The following is an 18512-nucleotide window of genomic DNA, read 5'->3' as shown; positions in this document are numbered from 1 at the left end:
GACACCGGGGGAGTCGAGGACGGCGTCGCCCCGACCACGTACGCCAGGACGCGTTGATCACCAGGACGGTGCCGAACGCCACGGCCCGCTCGCAGGTCGCCCGCATCATGGGCCATCCGTCCGCCTGCCTCGCCGGGGTGAACGTCTGACAACCGGAACGCCCGAAGCTCGCGCACGCACCGCGCCGCGCGGCGCCCAGGACCCTCTCGCTACTCTTTGTCCGGTTACCGTCCTGTCCGGATACGTTCGAGGCGCCTGGGGAAGGGAACAGCCCGAGGATGCACGATGTACGCAAGAGTGCCGCGGCGGCTCTGCGGCGGGCGAAGTGGCTCCGGGACCCCATGGTGGTCCAGGCGCTGCGCTCGGCCGCCGCGGCGTCGATCGCCTATGTGATCGCGGTGCGACTGACGCCCGACAAGTCGGCGGCACCGCTCACCGCGCCCCTCACCGCGCTGCTCGTCGTCCAGGTCACCCTGTACGCGACGCTCAAGATGAGCTTTCGCAGGGTGAACGCCGTGGTGGCCGGTGTCCTGGTCGCCATCGCCTTCAGCCAGCTGGTCGGCCTGAGCTGGTGGAGTCTGGCGCTGTTGATCGTCGCGGCACTGGGCGTCGGACACCTGGTGCGGGCGCACGAGTTCGTGGCAGAGGTGGCGATCAGCGCCATGCTGGTGCTCGGCGTGACCTCGCACGGGGCCCTGGCGTGGGCGCGGGTCGTGGAGACGCTGATCGGCGCGATCGTCGGTCTCGCCTTCAACCTCGTGCTCGCGCCCCCGGTGTGGGTGGAGCAGGCGGGCGAGTCGATCGAGAGGCTGGCCCGGCGGGTGCGGCAGCTGATGCTGCGGATGGGCGAGGAGGCCGCGGGCAGCACGGCGTTCCACGAGGCGGCGGCCCGGCTGCACGAGGCCCGCCGCCTCGACCACGAGATCGGCGAGGTGGACGAGGACCTCCGGCAGGCCGAGGACAGTCTGCGGCTCAATCCCCGCGTGCGCGAAGGGCTGCTGCACCGGGTGGTGCTGCGCTCCGGTCTGGACACGCTGGAGATCTGCACGGTGGTCATACGGGTGCTCGCCCGCACCTTCACGGACCTCGCGAAGGAACGGGAACCCGAGCCGCTCTTCCCGCCCGAGACGGGCGCCACGATCGAGCAGCTCCTGTCCGAGATCGCCGACGCGGTGGTCAGCTTCGCAGTGCTGGTCACCACCAGCGCCAGCGATGACGCCGAGTCCGCGGAGGAGCGGCTCTCCGCCGAGCTGCGGCAGGCCGCGGTCACCCGGGACAAGCTGGCCGGCCTGCTCCTCGACGACGTCCGGCGCGACCCGCGGCAGTGGCAGTTGCAGGGCGCGGTGCTGAGCGAGGTCAACCGCATCATCGACGAGATGGACACCGAGCACCGTTCGCGCCGGCTCATGGAGGAACTGGACCGGCACACGCGCGAGCAGCGCGAACGTATGCCACGGCTGACCGGGCTCCGCGACCGGGTGGGGAAGCGGAACCGCGGCGGTGCCGCGCGGCGTTCTCTTTGAGGACGACGGACACCGGGCGACGGACGCCGGCCCGACCGGGTGACGACCGGGACGACCGGGCGGCCACCGCACGACGAACGACAGCCGAAGCAGGGGGCGTAGGAATGACTGGAACGAGTGTGCGGGTCGACGGCAACCGGCTGTTGCTGCCGGGCGGTGCGTCGGTGCGCTTCATCCGCACCCTGCGGCTGCCCGAGACGGGCACCCATCCGTTGCCACCGGGGCTCGGCGAGTTCCCGGTCCGCCGGGTCGCCGACCACGCCGACACCGTGCCCGAGACGTGGCGGGCGCGCGGCGGTGTGATGCTGCCGGTGTATCTGCGTGAGGCCATGTGGCTGAGTTTCGCCGGCACCAGCGAGCCGGCCGCGCTCCAGGTCGGGGTCGGCAAGGTGTGCGCGGTCTCGGGCAGGCCATGGCGCGACCGGCTCTCGCGCGATCCGCAGAACTACGTCGTGCTGCCCCGCCAGCCCTGGCTGGACGGGATCAACTCCGGGACGGGCACGGTCCGTCAGTTCGTCGCCGTGCCACTCGGCATGGGGGCGACGGTCGAGGGCCAGCTCACCGGCGAGGAGGTCTGGGGCGGGGTCCAGTTGCAGGCCTTCACGCTGAACGACGCCGAGCTGGCGCGCTGGCGGGAGGAGGAACGGCGCCGCGCCGAACTCGCGCGCCGGGCGGCGCGGTCGGGCGGGGCCTACGGCGCGCCGATGGCGATGGCCGCCCCGGCGGCCCCCCGTGCGGCACCGGCGGCACCGGGGGCTGCCCGGGGCGGGCCGGCCCCGGCCATGGGACTCGGCGTTGGGGGGACCATGCGCCAGGAGGTCTACCGCGACGAACGGCCGCTGACGGACTGGGCCGAGCGGCCGGCGGGACGGGTGTTCGTGCATCTGGTGACACCGCCGCAGTGGCACCGCATCACCGGCGAGGCGCCGCCGCCCTCTCCGGTGGACCGGGCCGCGTACACGCGGGCGGGCCTGCCCTGGTACGACTACTACGACCAGGACGCCCACGACCTGTCGCCCGCCGGGCCGCTCCAGGACGTCAAGCCGGTCGGCGACTGGATCGGGGACGACCACGAGCCGTGGCAGGCGCCCGCACCGCAGCAGGTCCGGCCGCTCAAGGACGCCCAGGGCGAACCGGTGGAGGACGGGGACTGGTAGGCAGGGGGCCGACGCTCCCCGCCCCGTACGGCCGCAGGCCACGGGTCACGGCTGCGCAGGGGGAAGCAGCCGGCCCGGGTGCCCGCGTGGCCAACGAAGGCTTCAAACAGGGTGTTTTACGGCCAAGGTTTTATTGATCAGCCTATTTAAAGACATTTGATTATCCAGGGGCTGTGTTCTTTCTCGTACGTCTCTACGTTGATGCATGTCGGCCGGGGAATCTCTCCGTCCGCACAAACCGAAGGACGTACCCCATGCGCTTCACGCGCACAACGGCCACTGCCCGGACCTTCCTCGTCGCCTCGATCGCAGTCGCCGGACTCACCTTCACCCCTGCCCTGGCCTCCGCCCAGGCCGGTTCGGACGGCGCACGGGCTCAGGCCGCCCTCGGAGTGCTGGGCATGCCCGGCAGCAACGGCAGCAACGGCTTCGGCGTCCTCGGAGGGACCGGCGGGCTCGGTGGCACCGGTGGTGCCGCAGGCGCCAACGGCAACGGCGGGAACGGCGGCAACGGCGGGGACGCCACCGGCAGTGCGAGCGTCGGCGGAGGTGGCGGCACGGGCGGCGCAGGCGGAGCCAACGGCAACGGCGGCAACGGCGGGTCCGGCGGCGATGCCTCGCTCGGTGGCAAGGGTGGCCTGGGCGGTGTCGGCGGCGCGGGCAATGCCGGGGCAGGCATCGCAGGTGGCAAGGGCGGCAACGGCGGCGCCTCCAAGGCCGGCGGCGGCCGCACCGGCGGTACGGGTGGTGCCGGCGGTGCCGCCAGCCCGGTCTGTCCGGGGAAGAACGGTGGCAACGGCACGCCCGCCACCCTCTTCGCGGACGGCGCCACCGGTGCCACGGGTGCGGCAGGGAAGACCACTCTGCCCTGCTGATCCCCGTCGGCAAGCAGCCGGCCCCGGGCGCTTCGGATCACCTGACCGTACGTCAGGATCCGGGAACGTGATGCGGGAGGACCTGCCAAGGGGTTACGGGCCGGCGCTGCCCGTGCCCCTGTCGGCGGGTCGCGTCCTCGGCACTCCTGTGTGTGGTCGATGACGTGGTCCGCTCCCAGGGAGCGGACCACGTCGGTCTTCGACGCAGGGCAGACGGCGGTGGCTTCCGCGCCGAAGACGGCGGCGAGCTGGACGGCGAAGGTGCCGACTCCGCCCGAGGCGCCGGTGATCACGACGCGCATGCGCGGTGCGACGCGGCCGTGGTCGCGGAGCCCCTGGAGTGCGGTCAGACCGGAGAGGCCGAGGGCGGCGGCCTGCGGAAAGGTGAGTCCGGCGGGTTTCGGGGCGAGCCTTTTGGCCTCGGCGCATGCGTACCTGCTGGCAAGTATGGTTGAGACCGCGGGAGTTGCTGCTGCCGAGGGCCTTCGGCCTCGCGGGGTGGTGAGCAGGCCGCGAGGCCGGAAACACGCCGTCGATGCGCAGCGTCGCGTTCCCGGAAGGGTGACGACGGCGACGTCATCCTTGGATGCCTCACCGGTGCGCGATCACTGTGCCGGGGTGACCCCTGGCTCTCCCGGGGTCAGGCGCGTACGGTGAGCCACGCGCCGAGGCCGCCGCACCCGGTCGCGTTGTACGTGGTGCTCCGGTAGCCCGCCGGGATGGGGGAGTACGGGCACGTCCAGATGCCGTCGCGCACGAGCTGGTGGTACCAGGCACCGACGCCGTCGCACCCGCTCTTCATGTAATTGGTGGTGACGTATCCGGCGACGACCGGGGACCCTCCGCAGGTCCAGATACCGTCCCGGGCGAGCTTGTGCTGCCAGGATCCGATGCCGTCGCAACCGCTCCTGATGTAGCCGGTGATGACGTAGCCGGTCACGACGGGGGAGTACGTGCACGTCCAGATGCCGTCGCGGGCAGGCTCGTGCAGCCAGGCCCCCGAACCGTTGCAGCCGCTGCGGTTGAATGCGGAGATCACGTAGCCGGGAGGGACAGCGGTGCCCGGGCAGGTCCACCCGCCCGCCGTGGCTCCCGCGGAGCCGGCTTCGGCGGCACTCGCCGTGCTGGTGGCCGTGCCGGTGAAAACGGCCGCGAACATCGCGACCGCTCCGAGTATCGAGGTGAGCCTGCTGCGAAGGAGCGACTTCGTCGTACGGGGGTGAAGGCGAGGCGATGGATTGTTCAACGCGCGTCCGTCCTGTGGGTACGCCGAAGTGTTGCCTCTCGACAGCCGAGAGCACCTGGCAGTGGATCTGCAGGCACCCTAGTCGGCGCGGGTGGAGGAGAACTCGGCTGTCCTGAACCCGCAACCACGTTGACTGGAAAGAGGACTGATGGAGCGTCAGTCGAGCCGTTGGGGCTCGACGGCCTGGATGCCCTCCTCGGCGCGCTCGCCACCCTGTAGCAGCACCGGTCCACCCGCTCACCGGTCGTGGTGCGGGCTGTCAGCCGCCGGGGCCCGGGCCGTAGAGCGCCGCGATGTCCTGGGACGCGGCCCAGCGGCTGTAGGTGGGCGACTGGGGCCAGCCCTCGGGGGAGTCCTGCCACTCCTCCTGCCGTCCGTAGGGCAGGACGTCGATCAGCGGGAAGGTGTGACTGAGCTGTTCGGTGCCCCGGCCGTTGGTGTGCCAGGTGCGGTAGACGGTCTCGCCGTCGCGCAGGAACACGTTGACGGCGAATCCCGCGTCGGGCGGTGCACCGACATCGGCCCCGAAGGAGCTGTTGGCAGTCGAGTACCACGTCACCCGGTTGCCGACCCGCTGCCGGTAGGCGAGTGCCTCTTTGATCGGGCCCTGGGTGACGATGACGAACCGCGCATCGTAGTTGTCCAGGAACTCCAGGCGGGTGTACTGCGAGGTGAACCCCGTGCAGCCCGGGCACTGCCATTCCTTCCCGGCGAACCACATGTGGTTGTAGACGATCAGTTGCCTCTTTCCTGCGAAGACGTCCGCCAGCCGAACCGGGCCGTCCTCGCCCTCCAGGGTGTAATCGGGCATCTCGACCATCGGCAGGCGACGACGCTCGGCGGCGATGGCGTCAAGCTCCCGCGTCGCGGCCTTCTCCCGCGCGCGCAGCGACTCGAGTTGGCGCCCCCAGGTGGCGGCGTCGACGACGGGGGGTAGTGCGTGGGTGGTCATGGTTCCCTCACAGAACTCGTGTGCAGCTTTCGCTCGTGCAGAGGTAGACCCCGCCGGGCCCCGGAACTCATCGGCCCGAGCCGCCCCGTCCACGCTCGCACGTCCCTGCACGGCGGGCGGGTCCGCGCGTCGAGAGGGACCGCGGGCAGGGCCGACCCTGTCCATGACTCGGCGCATGGCCGAAGGCGTTTGCGAGCGACTCGCCGTCATGGCAGGTGGAAAAATTTCGCCCCGCGTGTGTGGGACTCGGATCACGGGACATCCGATGCCTTGATGGCACGATTCGGCACAAGTCGAGCACCACGAGCGGTGGGCGTTGGCGTCACCGTCAGGTGCTCCCCAAGCTGGACATAGACGATCCCAGGAAGGAACAGACTGATGGGTGACACCCCGCAGGACCCGACGACCAAGCACCCGCAGCCGGAGTTCGCTCAGCAGGACCAGGAGACGCCGGGCTGGACCGGTCCGATGGATCCGCGACCCGACCACGGTGAGGACTCCTACCGGGGCAGTGGGCTCCTGCAGAACCGGGCGGCGGTCGTGACCGGCGGAGACTCCGGTATCGGGCGAGCCGTCGCCCTGGCCTACGCACGCGAGGGCGCGGACGTCCTGTTCACCTACTTGCCCACGGAGGCGGAGGACGCCAAGGAGACGGTTCGCCTCGTCGAGGAGGCCGGACGTCGCGGCCTGGCCGTGCAGTGCGACATCCGCGAAGAGGAACAGTGCCGTCGCCTCGTCGAGCGGGCCGTGGCGGAGTTCGGACGTATCGATGTGCTGGTCAACAACGCGGCGTATCAGATGTCCCAGCCGGAAGGCATCCAGGACATCACCACGGAGCAGTTCGACCGGGTGGTGCGCACGAACCTGTACGGCATGTTCTGGCTGTGCAAGATGGCCGCGCCGCACATTCCCTCAGGTGGATCCATCATCAACACCACCTCGGTACAGGCCTACCAGCCCAGCCCGCACCTGCTCGACTACGCCATGACCAAGGGCGCCATCGTCACATTCACCAAGGGGCTCGCGCAGATGCTGGTCGAGGACGGCATCCGGGTCAACGCCGTGGCTCCCGGGCCGGTGTGGACGCCCCTGATTCCGGCCACGCTGCCGGACACCAAGGAGTTCGGCAAGCAGGCACCGATGGGCCGTCCTGCCCAGCCCGCCGAGATGGCACCCGCGTACGTGTTCCTGGCCTCGGAACACGCGAGCTTCATCACCGCGGAGATCATGAACGCCACCGGAGGCACGCCGCTCCCTTGATCCGGCCAGAGGTCGCGGGCACGAGGTACCTGTGCGTCAGCGACGGGTCACGGCCGTGGCACGTTCTCGCCGCGTGGCGAAGAGTGCGAGCCCGAGGCCGGCCGCATCGGCATTGAGGTCACCTTCGTTTCCGGCCGGGTTCGTTGCGACAGTTGGGCTGGAGACCTCCGCCTTTCGACACTCACCTGAAGATCATTGCGGGGCAAGCCTCAGGTGGGCTGTCCCGCGAAGTGTTCTCACCGGTCCGACAGCCCGTACTCACGACGTCTGACGTCCGTGAAACGTCCGGGAATCCCCTTCGCTCTGGTACGAGCAGAAACGCCGAGCGTATTTCGCGCGGTGCCCGCCGGACAGGGCCGCTGCTCGTCCTTCGGTGACGACGCCACGACGGCCCCGGCCCGGATCCACCGGGCGGCGGGGCCGTCGCGTGACCGGCACCGTTCAGTGCCTGGCGGTCACAGCTCCGGGAGCCACAGGTCGCACTTGTGGTCCTCGGGGAACGTCGTCGATGCCGTGATCGCCTCGGGCGCGAGCACCTGCACCTTCGGATACTGGCTCCAGCGCGGGGCGTCGGCCGCGTAGGGAATGCCGGTGCGGGCGAAGTGGGTCCAGTAGTCGAGCATCGTCGAGGCCAGGGCGTTCTGAGCGGGGGTGCCCGAGACGCCGCCGAAGACATAGCGGATCTCGGAGCCGTGCGGGGCGCCCAGGGGGAAGCTGACCGGCAGGCCCAGGTAGTCCACGGACTGGCGGTCGGCGAACTCGTACTGGTAGGACCGGGTGTGCCTGGCCATCAGCCGCGCGGTGCGGGACTGAAGGCAGGCGAACTGCGAGTCCGTGAGGATCGCGCCGAGTGCCTCGGCGGGGGAGCCGTGGTCCGACAGCGGGTAGCGGGCCAGGATCGCGTCGGCACGGTCGCCGTACTGGGCGCGGACGGCCACCGGGTACCCGGCCGGGGTGAGCCGGCGGCCGGCCAGGTCGTAGGTGGATGCCACGGTGAGCCGACCCTCGTCGGCGGTGGTGCCCTGCAGAACGGGCACGCGGCGGAACTTGCCGCTCTCCAACGCGTCGGCGATCTGCAGGGGGAGGACCCGGCCGTCGACGTTCGGGACCCAGCGGGCGGCGGGGCTCGTCGAGGCCGTGAGCAGTTCGCCGGCGGGCTTGCCGCGCAGGCAGGCGACGTCGGCACAGCCCAGGGAGCCGGCCCAGGTCGCACCGGTGCGCTGCTGCGACTCCTGGGTGGGCAGCGGGAAGCCGCAGCCCGACTGGGCGATGGCCCGGTCGAAAAGGCCGGCCGCACGGGGGGAGACGAGGTGCTGGCAGACGCTGCCGCCGCCCGCCGACTCGCCGAAGACCGTGACGTTGCCGGCGTCACCGCCGAAGGCGGCGATGTTCTGCCGCACCCAGCGCAGGGCCGCCTGCTGGTCGAGGAGGCCGTAGTTGCCGGAGGTGCCGTCCGCCGACTCTCCCGCCAGGCCCGGGTGAGCGAGGTAACCGAAGGCGCCCAGACGGTAGTTGAGCGTGACCACGACCACGTCGCCCCGGGCGGCCAGTTCTCCGCCGTCGTAGAAGGTCCCCGAACCGATCCTGAAGCCGCCGCCATGGACCCAGACCATCACCGGCCGGCCGCGCAGGGAGCGCTCGACGGGCGTGTGGACGTTGAGGTAGAGGCAGTCCTCGCTGGGCGTGCCCGGTCCGGCCAGATCACCCCAGGGGGTCGACGAGTCCGTCTGCATACAGGGGTTGCCGGGGACCGTGGCGTCCCGGACTCCCGTCCAGCGCGCGGGTTTGGCCGGCGGCTTCCAGCGCAGGCCGCCGACAGCCGGCGCCGCGTAGGGGATGCCGAGATAGTCGGCGGCCCTCTCATCCGCCGTTCCCCGCACCGGCCCGTAGCGGGTGGCGACGGTCGTATCTCCGGCCGCCCGGGCCGCGGGGGCGGCCACGGCGGGCGTGGCGCCCAGCCCGGTCGCCGACAGCAGGAGCGCGCTCACCAGCACCTTCCGTAAGCGGTGCCACAACGGCGATCGTCGCGCCGTCCTCGTCTCGTGCCTCGTATACGGACCGGGCATCGGTACCTCCGGGCGGGGTTCGGATGGTGACTGGCGTACCGCAGTCTCGGCGCCCGTGCGCGCCTCCGCATCGCGCGAATCACCGGTCATGTTCATGTTCGGCCCGGCACCGTCGGAGCCGGGAGTGCGTTGCGACTTCGCCGACGACAGTGCTCCCGGCCGAATGAGTCACGCCACAGCTTCGGGACGGGGCTGTGCCCCGAGCAGATTTGGTCCGCCGGACGGTGCGCGCGGCAGCCGCCCGAGCGAGACCCGTACCTCCCGCCCCCGGCGCTCCCGCGCCGACGGTCGGAACGGCCGTGACTCCGGTTGGACCCGCTCGGCTCACCCTGGAACACGAGGACCTGAGCGGTACATCCCCACGCCGACACGTCGACGCACTGACGAACCGCCCGCCCCGGCAAGGGTGCGCTGGAGGGAAAACTCAGGCAGTCGTCCTGCGAGGGGCTTTCTTCGCCGGCGCCTTCTTCGCCGTCTTGGAGGTCTTTTTTGCGGTGGCCTTCTTTGCCCGGGCAGCTTTCTTCTGGGCGTGGCCGGTGAGGTCGTGGACGCTCGCGTCCTTGCCGTCTTCGCCAGTTGTTTCGCCACGGGAGGCGCGTGCGGACTCCACGGACTGCTGGAGGGCGGCCATCAGGTCGACCACGGTTTCCTCGGGTTTCCCGCCGGTGTCGGCGACCGGAGGTTTCTCACCGTGGGCTTTCGCGGCGAGCAGGTCTTCGAGGGCTTCGCGGTAGTGGTCGCGGTAGCCCTCCAGCCCGTCGTCGGTGGTCATCTCCTCCATCAGGGAGATCGCGGCGTCGACCTCCTTGTCGTCGAGGTCGACCGTGCGGGGGGCGAGCTCGTCGGGGGAGCGGATCTCGTCGGGCCACTTCATCGCGTGCAAAACCAGGGCGTCCTCCATCACGCGCAGCAGCCCCAGCCGCTCACGCCCGTGCCACGCGAACTTCGCAACCGCCACCTTGGAACTGCGCTCCAGGGCCTTGCGGAGCAGGACGTACGGCTTCGCGGCGACGGCGCCGTCGGCGGAGAGGTAGTAGCTGTCGCCGATCCGGACGGGGTCGATGGAGTCGGCAGGGACGAACGCGACGATCTCGATGGCCTTCGCGGTCGGCAGAGGCATGTTGTCGAGCTCTTCGTCGGTGATCTCCACGATGGTGTCCTTGGACACCTCGTAGCCGCGGCCGATCTCGTCGGGAGAGAGGACCTCGCCGTCCAGGGCGCAGACCTTCTGGTAGCGGATCCGCCCCATGTCCTCCACGTGGTACTGATGGAAGCTGATCTGGTGGTTCTCCGTCGCGGGCAGCACCTTGATCGGGATGGTGACCAGGCCGAAACTGACCGCTCCGCTCCAGACAGGGCGTGGCATGGCAGTCCTCCAGCATCCGGGGGATCCAGCGTAGGCGCGGAGCTGGCGGGCGGCACGCGGAAGACTGGCCGCCCGGCGCTGGGCGGCGGATGATGTGCCGGCGGGGGTGACAGAGATACCCGGGTGCCAGCTCGCGCCGGATACGGTGATCACCCTGCTCCTGCCGCGCCTGCTGAGGGGCCGTACGCGCGGGCCGGTGTTCGTGACCCGCCGCTGCCCGGCACCGGGCAAGGTCGTCAGTCTCCGTGACATCTGCCCGGACACAGGCTTCGCCCGGCTGTCGTACGGGCACACCGCGCTTTGCTCGATGAGTACACCGCCGTACGAGGGTCGGACAACGATGAACCGCCCGACCGCCCGTTGTCGTGCCTCGTCGGCGTCGCTGTCCGCAAGCCGGTCTGTGCAGTTCCCTCCCGGGGGCGGGTGACGACTCTTGACGTGCCGCACCGTGCAGCCGCGTCACCTCGGCGTTCCCCTACGTTCCGAAGCAGCCGGGCTGGAACAGACGGCGCGGAGCCGCGCTACCACCTTCAGCGCAGGCGCACACCGCTGCATCGGTGCTCCCTTCGCGACCCTCGGCGGCCAGGTCGCCTGGCTCTCATGGCCGCATGCCTGCGCCTCCGCGAGCCCCGTGCGTCCGTGCGCGCGGTCGGCGGTGCCGTCCCCGGTCAGGACCGCTTCACCATGACCGCGACCTTGCGGGTCACGGCCAGCACCGACAGACGGGGACGCCGACTCAGGCCGGAGCGAGAGCGTTACCTCGCGGCACGCGGCGGCGGTTACAGAAGTCGTCACGGCAATGCCCGCAGTGACGTCATGGTGAGTACAACGGAGATCGGGTCGTCGACCGTTTCCTGGGGCGGCTGGGAACGGGACACAGATGCCAGCGGGTCCGGGCGCGGAGGCCACGCTCACCGCTTTTGCTCTCTTGCTGCCAAGCCGCACGCGACGCCGGCGACCATGCGAAATCATGCCGGTCCGTGGGACCTGGTCTACGTTTGCCCAATGAGGGCAAAGGGAGAACCGCGATCGCGGCCCCTGGAGGGGCGAGTGGCCGTCGTGACCGGTGCCGCACGGGGTGTGGGTGAGGCCGTGGCCCGAGGTTTGGCGGAGCGGGGCGCCGCGGTGGCGCTGCTCGGGCACAACGCACCGGCGCTGGAGCGCGTCGCGGAGTCCTTGCCCGGGCCGGCCGGCTGGTGGGAGGTCGACGTCACCGAGGACGCCGCCATGGACCGGGCCGCCGCCCAGGTACGCAGGCAGCTCGGCCCGGTGTCGGTGGTCGTGGCCAACGCCGGGATCGCCGAGGGAGGGCCTTTCGCCGAGTCCGACCCCGCGACCTGGCGACGCGTGATCGAGGTGAACCTGGTCGGCAGCTCGATCACCGCCCGCTCCTTCCTGCCCGACCTGCAAGAAACCCGCGGCTACTACCTGCAGATCGCGTCCCTGGCCGCGATGGGCGCCTCGCCGATGATGAGTGCCTACTGCGCGTCCAAGGCCGGAGCCGAATCGTTCGCCCACGCCCTGCAGGCGGAAGTCGCCCACCAGGGCATCGGGGTGGGGGTCGCCTACCTGAACTGGACTGACACCGACATGATCCGCGACGTCGATCGGCACACGGTCCTGGGGGAACTGCGGGCCCACATGCCCGCTCCCGCGCGCAAGGTCTATCCCGTACGGACGGTCGCCGCCCGGCTGGTCCGCGCCGTCGAACGACGCTCCCCGGCGGTCTACGCCCCCGTCTGGCTCAGGGCGGTCCAGCCCGTACGCGCGGTTCTGCCGCCGCTGGTCACCCGTCTCTCCCGCTCCGAGCTGCCCCGCATCAGCAAGCACGCCACGTTCGACGCGACCGGACTGCTGGGAGCCGGCGGCCACGACGACACAGCGCCTGGCCTCGACGGCGGAGGTAATTGACACCCAGCCCGATGCCCGTCCGTTCGGGAGATGTGATCAGGGTGGTCCACCTCTTCGGGCACCGTTGTCGAGTTCTCTTTGCACAGCCTTCGCGCGGTCCGAGGGGTTTCACCGGCCGGGTCGCCCGTAGGAGTGGCACTGGGGAAGGGTTGTGGCTTCTTCGGCCGTCCGGTTCCTAGACTGGAAATTGTTCACCCCAGCCCCTGGTGAGTGGCACTGACCGCCCGCCCCGCCGCGCGGGGCATCCGCACCTGGGGACTTTGATGCGCATGTCGTTCCGCCCTGTCCCGCCGAACAGCCGTTTCGGTTCCCTGCCTGGCAAGACGTGGCTCCCCACGAGCCGTCCACGCATCCGCACCCTGTGCTTCGAGAACGTGACGGTGATCGAGATCCACGGCGAAGCCGACCTGGCCGCCGCCCCCGCTCTGCACCACCACCTTCGTGAGGCGGCCCCGTGCCGTAGCGCATGTCTCGTCGTGGATCTGCGTCCGGCGGGCTTCTTCGACAGCTCCGTCCTCGACCTCCTGCGCGATGCCCGCGGACGGGCCCACAGTGGCGGGGGCTCTTTCGCGCTGGTGTGTACGGACCGCTGGCACCTGCGTGTCCTGCGCCTGGCCGGGCTGAGCACACCGCACCCGCCGACGTCCACTCTCGGCGACGCGCTCGCCGTTGAACAGCCGGGCGTCCCACTGGTCCCCCGCCTCGTTGCATCGCCGCCCCTCGCGCGCAGGCCCGTCCTGGGGGCGCGGCGCTCTCAGTGGCCCTGACCTCCCGGTCGCAGCGGCGCCAGTGGCCGGGCGGGAGCTGTTACGCGGACGGCGGCGGCTCCCCTCTGTTCCGTGCCCTCGTGCCTCGGCCGAGGCGAGGGTTGCGAAACTGCACCCCTGCTGCGGGGACCACAGGGCGTAGGTAGCGGCGGACGGCGTCGGTGTGCCGACGGCCGGCCGACAACAGCCAAACGCCTTCCGGGGTTCTCTGCGTTGAGGGGAGACCGCAGGAGCCGGATTCATGAGGCTCCCACGGCCCACCGGCCAGGCTGCCGCAGGCTCAGTCGCTCTCCGTCTCCGGCTCCGGCTCCCGCCACAGCGGGGGAAGGGGGGAGGAGGCTACTCCAGCCAGCCGGCCGTCCGCGCGGTCTGCCAGGCCTTGCTCTCGGCCCGGTCCGCCTCGATGTTTCGGCGGGTGTCGCGGCCCCCGGCGGCGTGGGCACTCTCGGCTGCGCGCCAGGCCGCCCTGGCCGCGCGGCGGGCTTCCAGGACGGCGCCGCGGTAGCCCTCGTCCCCAGTGGCCGTGGCGGACTCCGCACTGCCGGACCGGGCCTCCACGGGGCGCGCCGCATCCGACGCGACGGCCGCCCACATCGCAGCCCGAACGGCCTCGCCGGAAGTCATCGGGCCGTTCGTGCGGCGGGCGCCATCCACCACGGCGGAACGGGACTCCCCAGCGGCCTTCGCGCCCCAGCTTTCGGCCACCTTCCCGGGGACCTTGCCCCGGATCAATTCGGCCCGCTTGGAGGCGTACGCACCGCGCGCGGTGTGGCAGTCGCCCAGCGCCTTGGCGTCGGAACTCTGCCACTTCCCCGCCGTATTGGCGCACACCCGCATGGACGCACGCCCCCCGTCCACAGCCTGCGCCACAGGGGCCAGTGCTCCACCGAGCAGCACCGCGGCCCCGGTCAGGCCGACAATTGTGGCCTCGCGTGCCGATTTCCGTACGGTACCCACGACTTGCACATCCCATCCGATCGCCTCTACTGGCACAGTCCCGCCCCGGCGGAGCTCGCCACCATCATGGACACACGGACAGCGGCCGGAGCGAGGATTCGCCGGCCATCACCCTTATGGCGGGCAGGCAGTTCGGGAGCAGCGGTTTGAGGGTGTGATCTGACGTTCAGGACGGGGGCAGTGGTGGGAGATGCCAACGGTGCTGGTGAACGCGCTGGAGCTCACGAAGCGGCAAACGCGGCAGGCGAAGAGCGCCGCAGATGCGCAACCGCCTCTTGCCGGCCCGGACGTCGCCCCCACACGCATCACAGCGCGCCAGTCGGACTCGTGCGACACGCCCGCATGAGGCGTCCGGTGCCGACGGCTACGCCGCATCCTCCTCATCGAAGCGATCCCGCCGGGCCGGCCCTCCAGGACGGCGGGGGCGGAGGACGGCCGCCGTCCGGCCCGTGCTGGCTGGATCTTGTCCGGTGGGGCGGAGGGAAGGCTGCGACGGACCGTTCGTCTGGCGTGGTGGGGGAGTGCTGATCCGGCACGTACTGGAACAAGCCCTCCGCCATGTCCGGCAGACGGACGGCACATTCGAATAGCCTCCAGCCAGGTGGGTACAGGGCCCCGGTGTGGGTATCCGGGTGCGCATGATGAAACGCGCAGTGTGGCAAGGGCTGCTCGCCGGAACGGCGGGCGCGGTGGTGATGACGGCCGGGGAGAAGCTGGAGCAGCGCTTGACCGGCCGCCCCGACTCGCACGTACCGGCCAGAGTCCTGGAAAGGCTGACGGGTATGGACGAGCGTCCCGGCAGGCAGCCGCTGGCCCGCAACTGGGCCATGCATTACGGACAGGCCGCCGTGCTGGGCGTGCTGCGGTCCGCGATGGCGCAGGCGGGCCTGCGAGGGCCGCTCTCGTCAGCGAAGTTCGCTGTGGTCCGCCTCACCAACGATCAGCTCCTGGAGAACGCCACCGGCGTCGGCGCCCCGCCCCAGACCTGGCCCCGCAAAGAACTCGCGGTCGACCTGCTCCACAAAGCGGTCTACGCCTTCGCCACCGGCTTCGTCGCCGACCGCCTGGCCGCGCGGGACGGCGCCGGGCCCGGGCAGCGTCATGCGGCGCTGCGGCCCGGTCGGCGGACCGGAGTGGGCCCGGTGCCCCGCTCGGACGCGTTCACCCGCTGACCGCGCAGGGCCTGCTGCCGCGGATGCGAACGTCGTCGTCCTGACAGCAGGCCCGTGGGCCTCCTCGCGAAGTCGTGTCGACCGCGCCTCACCGCCGACGGGTAACCCGCACGCCCCGCACCACGACCGTGACGACGGCGGATGCTGCGGCGAGCAGCCCGAGGACCACGGCTGCCCTGCGCCTGCCCGCGGTCGACCCTGTGCTCGCGCCGAGTGCGTCGCGGGCCCGGTCGTAGCCGCTCAGCGGAATCCCCAGGAGCGCGTTGCCGGGCGGTCGCCGGGGGACGGCGGGATGCGGGCGGGTGGGGGCGCTTCGGCGCACGGCCTCCCAGGCCGCGCCGAGGCGGCGCAGCCCGGCGGGGTTCAGCGCGTCCTGGAGGCGGGGCAGGAGTTCGTCCTCCTCGTCCCTGATGTCCTGACGGATCAGGGCGAAGACCCGCCGCACCATTTCGTCGCGTCGTGGGTCCTGCGGGTCGAGGCGTTCGATCTCGCTGGTGAGGTCATTGATCTGCTGGTGCTCCTGTTCGACCCGCGCGGTCAGCTCCTCCCCGTCCGGAACGCTGCACCGGACAGCCGGCCACAGGACGGTCTCCTCGGCGAACGCGTGGCTGAAGACGAGCTGGACGATTTCCTTCAGGAGCCGTGCCTGTTCCTCGGAGTCCGTCAGTCGCTGGTACCGGTCCATCAGCCGGTCCATTTCGGCGTGCTCGCGGCGCTGCCGCGCAAGTACGCTGCCGTCGCCGCCAAGTTCTTCGACTGTCTGGTCCTTGATGGTCCTGGCCATGGCTGCGCCCTTCTCAGTCCCCGGCCCGGCCTTCGGGGCCGGTCTCCTCGTCCTCGGAGCGGTCCCCCTCGGCCTGCGACGGTGTCGTACGGGGCGCCTTCGAGGAGTCTGGCACCGGCGCTGCGTCCGCCGTCCCGGTGTCCGGGTCGCGCTCGCCCTCGGCCTGGGACGGTGTCTGTTCGCTCATGACTCTGCCTTCCTGCAGTGGGTCGTGGGTGTGGCTGGATCCGGAGATGCCAGAGCCGTCCGCTGGGTACCCGGTCAGCCCCGGCCCACACGGTCCACGACCATTCTTCGACCACATACACGCGCGGTCCAACGGAAACGTGTGGGCGGAGCTGAGGGTGGCCGGCGGCTGTTGCGCGAGCCAGTGATCACCGCAGTACGACGAGGAGAACGGTGGTGCAGCACAGGGTGAGGGCGGTGATGAGCAGGGCTACGCAACGGCACAGCAGTTGCTGCCGCAGCGTTTGGTAGCGGGCGGTGTACTCCTCCCGCAGCTCCGCTTGACGTGCGTTGACTGCCGTCAGTGCTTGCCTGGTCGTGGCGAGGCGGTCCTGGGTGTAGTGCCGGGCGACCTCTTCCTGCTGGGCGGTGGTCAGCCAGGGCAGGCGCCCGGCGAAGTCCTTGCCCTGCGACTCGGCTCGTTGGATCTCTGCCTGGCCCAGGAGGTACCCCTCCAGACGGCTGATGCCCGCTGCCGTCTCGCGTTCGCTCTGCCTGCGGTCCCGCATCCTCACTCTTCTTTCCCGCCGACGTTGTCGTCCGGTTCCAGGACGTCGCGCTGGCCGGTGAAGCGGGCCTGGTCGAGGGCGGTGATTTCGGGGTGGTGCAGGTCGAAGGCAGGGGATTCGGAGCGGATCCTGGGCAGGGTGGTGAAGTTGTGGCGCGGGGGCGGGCAGGAGGTGGCCCATTCCAGGGAGCGGCCGTATCCCCAGGGGTCGTCGACTTCGATGCGCTTGCCGTACTTGGCTGTCTTCCACACGTTGTAGAGGAACGGCAGGGTGGAGAGGCCGAGCAGGAAGGAGCCGATGGTGGAGAGGGTGTTGAGGGCGGTGAAGCCGTCGGCCGCGAGGTAGTCGGCGTAGCGGCGCGGCATTCCTTCGGCGCCGAGCCAGTGCTGGACCAGAAAGGTCAGGTGGAAGCCGGCGAAGAGCGTCCAGAAGTGGATTTTGCCGAGCCGTTCGTCGAGCATGGTGCCGGTCATTTTGGGCCACCAGAAGTGGAATCCGGCGAACATCGCGAAGACGATCGTGCCGAACAGCACGTAGTGGAAATGCGCCACCACGAAGTAGGAGTCGGTGACGTGGAAGTCCAGCGGCGGTGAGCCGAGGATGACGCCGGTCAGCCCGCCGAACAGGAACGTCACCAGGAACCCGACCGCCCACAGCATGGGTGTCTCGAAACTGATGGAGCCCTTCCACATGGTGCCGATCCAGTTGAAGAACTTCACCCCGGTCGGCACCGCGATCAGGTACGTCATGAAGGAGAAGAACGGCAGCAGGACCGCTCCGGTGGCGAACATGTGGTGGGCCCACACCGTCACCGAAAGGCCCGTGATCGCGATGGTGGCGCCCACCAGTCCCACGTATCCGAAGATGGGTTTCCGGGAGAACACCGGCAGGATCTCGGTGACCACGCCGAAGAACGGCAGCGCCAGGATGTAGACCTCGGGATGTCCGAAGAACCAGAACAGGTGCTGCCAGAGCAGGGTTCCGCCGTTCTCGGGAGCGAAGACGTGCGAGCCGAAACGGCGGTCGGACTCCAGGACGAGCAGGGCCGCGGCCAGCACCGGGAAGGCCAGCAGGACGAGCACCGAGGTGAGCAGTACGTTCCAGGTGAAGATCGGCATCCGGAACATCGTCATCCCGGGGGCGCGCATGCAGATGATGGTGGTGATGAAGTTGACGGCGCCCAGGATGGTGCCGAAGCCGGACAGGGCCAGCCCCATGATCCACATGTCGGCGCCGACGCTGGGCGAGCGCTCTTCCCTGCTGAGCGGGGTGTAGGCGGTCCAGCCGAAGTCGGCGGTTCCGTTGCTGGTGAACATCCCGGCCACGACGATCAGGCCGCCGAACAGGAACAGCCAGTAGGAAAGCATGTTCAGCCGGGGAAACGCCACATCGGGCGAGCCGATCTGCAGCGGCATGATGGCGTTGGCGAACCCGGCGAACGTCGGGGTGGCGAACAGCAGCAGCATCACCGTGCCGTGCATGGTGAACGACTGGTTGTACTGCTCGTTGGAAATGAGCTGAATGCCGGGCCGGGCGAGTTCGGCCCGCATCAACAGGGCCAGCGCCCCGCCGAAGAGGAAGAACGTGAAGGAGGTGATCAGGTACAGGTGACCGATCTTCTTGTGATCGGTGGTGGTGAGCCAGCTGATCACCACCGCGCCCAGGCCGCGGCCCTTCACCGGAACGGGCGCAGCATTCTCGGTCTCGGTTTGCAAGGTCATACGTATTCCCAGCGCGAGTAC

The 18512-nt window shown here is 70.3% G+C and carries 16 protein-coding genes and 1 pseudogene; 8 read left to right on the top strand and 9 right to left on the bottom strand.

The features are described 5' to 3' along the window. Nucleotides 1–278 precede the first annotated feature (278 nt). From HNQ79_RS24940 to HNQ79_RS24930, 3 genes are all read left to right on the top strand, one after another. Nucleotides 279–1523: an FUSC family protein gene (locus tag HNQ79_RS24940; protein WP_185034766.1), complete on the top strand. Its 1245-nt coding sequence runs from the start codon at nt 279–281 to the stop codon at nt 1521–1523. A gap of 104 nt (nt 1524–1627) precedes the next feature. Then, complete coding sequence (locus tag HNQ79_RS24935; protein WP_185034765.1) at nt 1628–2680, top strand: hypothetical protein; 1053 nt, start codon at nt 1628–1630, stop codon at nt 2678–2680. Between the two features lie 254 nt (nt 2681–2934). Beyond that, a complete protein-coding gene (locus HNQ79_RS24930; protein WP_185034763.1) occupies nt 2935–3555 on the top strand; it encodes a PE-PGRS family protein in 621 nt (206 codons plus the stop codon). Nucleotides 3556–4195: 640 nt separating this feature from the next. Here HNQ79_RS24930 and HNQ79_RS24920 read toward each other — a convergent pair. Both HNQ79_RS24920 and HNQ79_RS24915 read right to left on the bottom strand, forming a co-directional pair. Further along, a complete protein-coding gene (locus tag HNQ79_RS24920; RefSeq protein WP_260421775.1) occupies nt 4196–4801 on the bottom strand; it encodes a hypothetical protein in 606 nt (201 codons plus the stop codon). Nucleotides 4802–5060: 259 nt separating this feature from the next. Beyond that, nucleotides 5061–5753, bottom strand: coding sequence for a DUF899 domain-containing protein (locus HNQ79_RS24915; protein ID WP_185034759.1), 693 nt, complete (start codon nt 5751–5753; stop codon nt 5061–5063). 378 nt (nt 5754–6131) lie between these two features. Here HNQ79_RS24915 and HNQ79_RS24910 point away from each other — a divergent pair, with 378 nt between their 5' ends. Beyond that, the gene (locus tag HNQ79_RS24910) at nt 6132–7013 is read left to right on the top strand and encodes an SDR family oxidoreductase (protein ID WP_185034757.1); all 882 of its coding nucleotides are present in this window, start codon (nt 6132–6134) and stop codon (nt 7011–7013) included. Nucleotides 7014–7468: 455 nt separating this feature from the next. On the opposite strand, the gene HNQ79_RS24905 is transcribed toward HNQ79_RS24910, so the two are convergent. Continuing rightward, complete coding sequence (locus HNQ79_RS24905; protein WP_229923476.1) at nt 7469–9001, bottom strand: carboxylesterase/lipase family protein; 1533 nt, start codon at nt 8999–9001, stop codon at nt 7469–7471. A 502-nt stretch (nt 9002–9503) separates the two neighbouring features. Continuing rightward, on the bottom strand, nt 9504–10445 hold the full coding sequence (gene ku, locus HNQ79_RS24900; RefSeq protein WP_185034753.1) for a non-homologous end joining protein Ku: 942 nt from the start codon (nt 10443–10445) through the stop codon (nt 9504–9506). Nucleotides 10446–10602: 157 nt separating this feature from the next. Here ku and HNQ79_RS33940 point away from each other — a divergent pair. From HNQ79_RS33940 to HNQ79_RS24890, 3 genes and pseudogenes are all read left to right on the top strand, one after another. Then, nucleotides 10603–10775, top strand: a pseudogene (locus HNQ79_RS33940) (site-specific integrase); the annotation flags it as partial. A gap of 675 nt (nt 10776–11450) precedes the next feature. Beyond that, nucleotides 11451–12356 carry an SDR family oxidoreductase gene (locus HNQ79_RS24895; RefSeq protein ID WP_185034751.1) on the top strand — a complete coding sequence of 302 codons (906 nt, stop codon included), beginning with the start codon at nt 11451–11453 and terminating at the stop codon, nt 12354–12356. Between the two features lie 269 nt (nt 12357–12625). Beyond that, nucleotides 12626–13123, top strand: coding sequence for an STAS domain-containing protein (locus tag HNQ79_RS24890; RefSeq protein WP_185034750.1), 498 nt, complete (start codon nt 12626–12628; stop codon nt 13121–13123). Nucleotides 13124–13462: 339 nt separating this feature from the next. On the opposite strand, the gene HNQ79_RS24885 is transcribed toward HNQ79_RS24890, so the two are convergent. Beyond that, on the bottom strand, nt 13463–14080 hold the full coding sequence (locus tag HNQ79_RS24885) for a hypothetical protein (protein WP_185034748.1): 618 nt from the start codon (nt 14078–14080) through the stop codon (nt 13463–13465). A gap of 638 nt (nt 14081–14718) precedes the next feature. On the opposite strand from HNQ79_RS24885, the gene HNQ79_RS24880 reads away from it, so the two are divergent. After that, nucleotides 14719–15252, top strand: a complete 534-nt coding sequence (locus HNQ79_RS24880) for a hypothetical protein (RefSeq protein WP_185034746.1) — start codon at nt 14719–14721, stop codon at nt 15250–15252. Nucleotides 15253–15340: 88 nt separating this feature from the next. On the opposite strand, the gene HNQ79_RS24875 is transcribed toward HNQ79_RS24880, so the two are convergent. The 4 genes from HNQ79_RS24875 to ctaD all read right to left on the bottom strand — a co-directional run bounded on the left by HNQ79_RS24875 (nt 15341) and on the right by ctaD (nt 18491). Then, the gene (locus HNQ79_RS24875) at nt 15341–16036 is read right to left on the bottom strand and encodes a hemerythrin domain-containing protein (RefSeq protein ID WP_185034744.1); all 696 of its coding nucleotides are present in this window, start codon (nt 16034–16036) and stop codon (nt 15341–15343) included. A gap of 13 nt (nt 16037–16049) precedes the next feature. Next, nucleotides 16050–16223 (bottom strand): hypothetical protein, encoded by a 174-nt coding sequence (locus HNQ79_RS24870; protein WP_185034742.1) that lies wholly within the window; start codon nt 16221–16223, stop codon nt 16050–16052. Nucleotides 16224–16410: 187 nt separating this feature from the next. After that, nucleotides 16411–16770: a hypothetical protein gene (locus HNQ79_RS24865; RefSeq protein ID WP_185034730.1), complete on the bottom strand. Its 360-nt coding sequence runs from the start codon at nt 16768–16770 to the stop codon at nt 16411–16413. Nucleotides 16771–16772: 2 nt separating this feature from the next. Continuing rightward, complete coding sequence (ctaD, locus tag HNQ79_RS24860; protein WP_185034728.1) at nt 16773–18491, bottom strand: aa3-type cytochrome oxidase subunit I; 1719 nt, start codon at nt 18489–18491, stop codon at nt 16773–16775. Between the last annotated feature and the right edge of the window lie 21 nt (nt 18492–18512).

The organism is Streptomyces candidus (genome assembly GCF_014207445.1).
Lineage (GTDB): Bacteria > Actinomycetota > Actinomycetes > Streptomycetales > Streptomycetaceae > Streptomyces > Streptomyces candidus.
The sequence above is the reverse complement of the archived record's forward strand: the minus strand, read 5'-3'. Positions and strand labels throughout refer to the sequence as shown.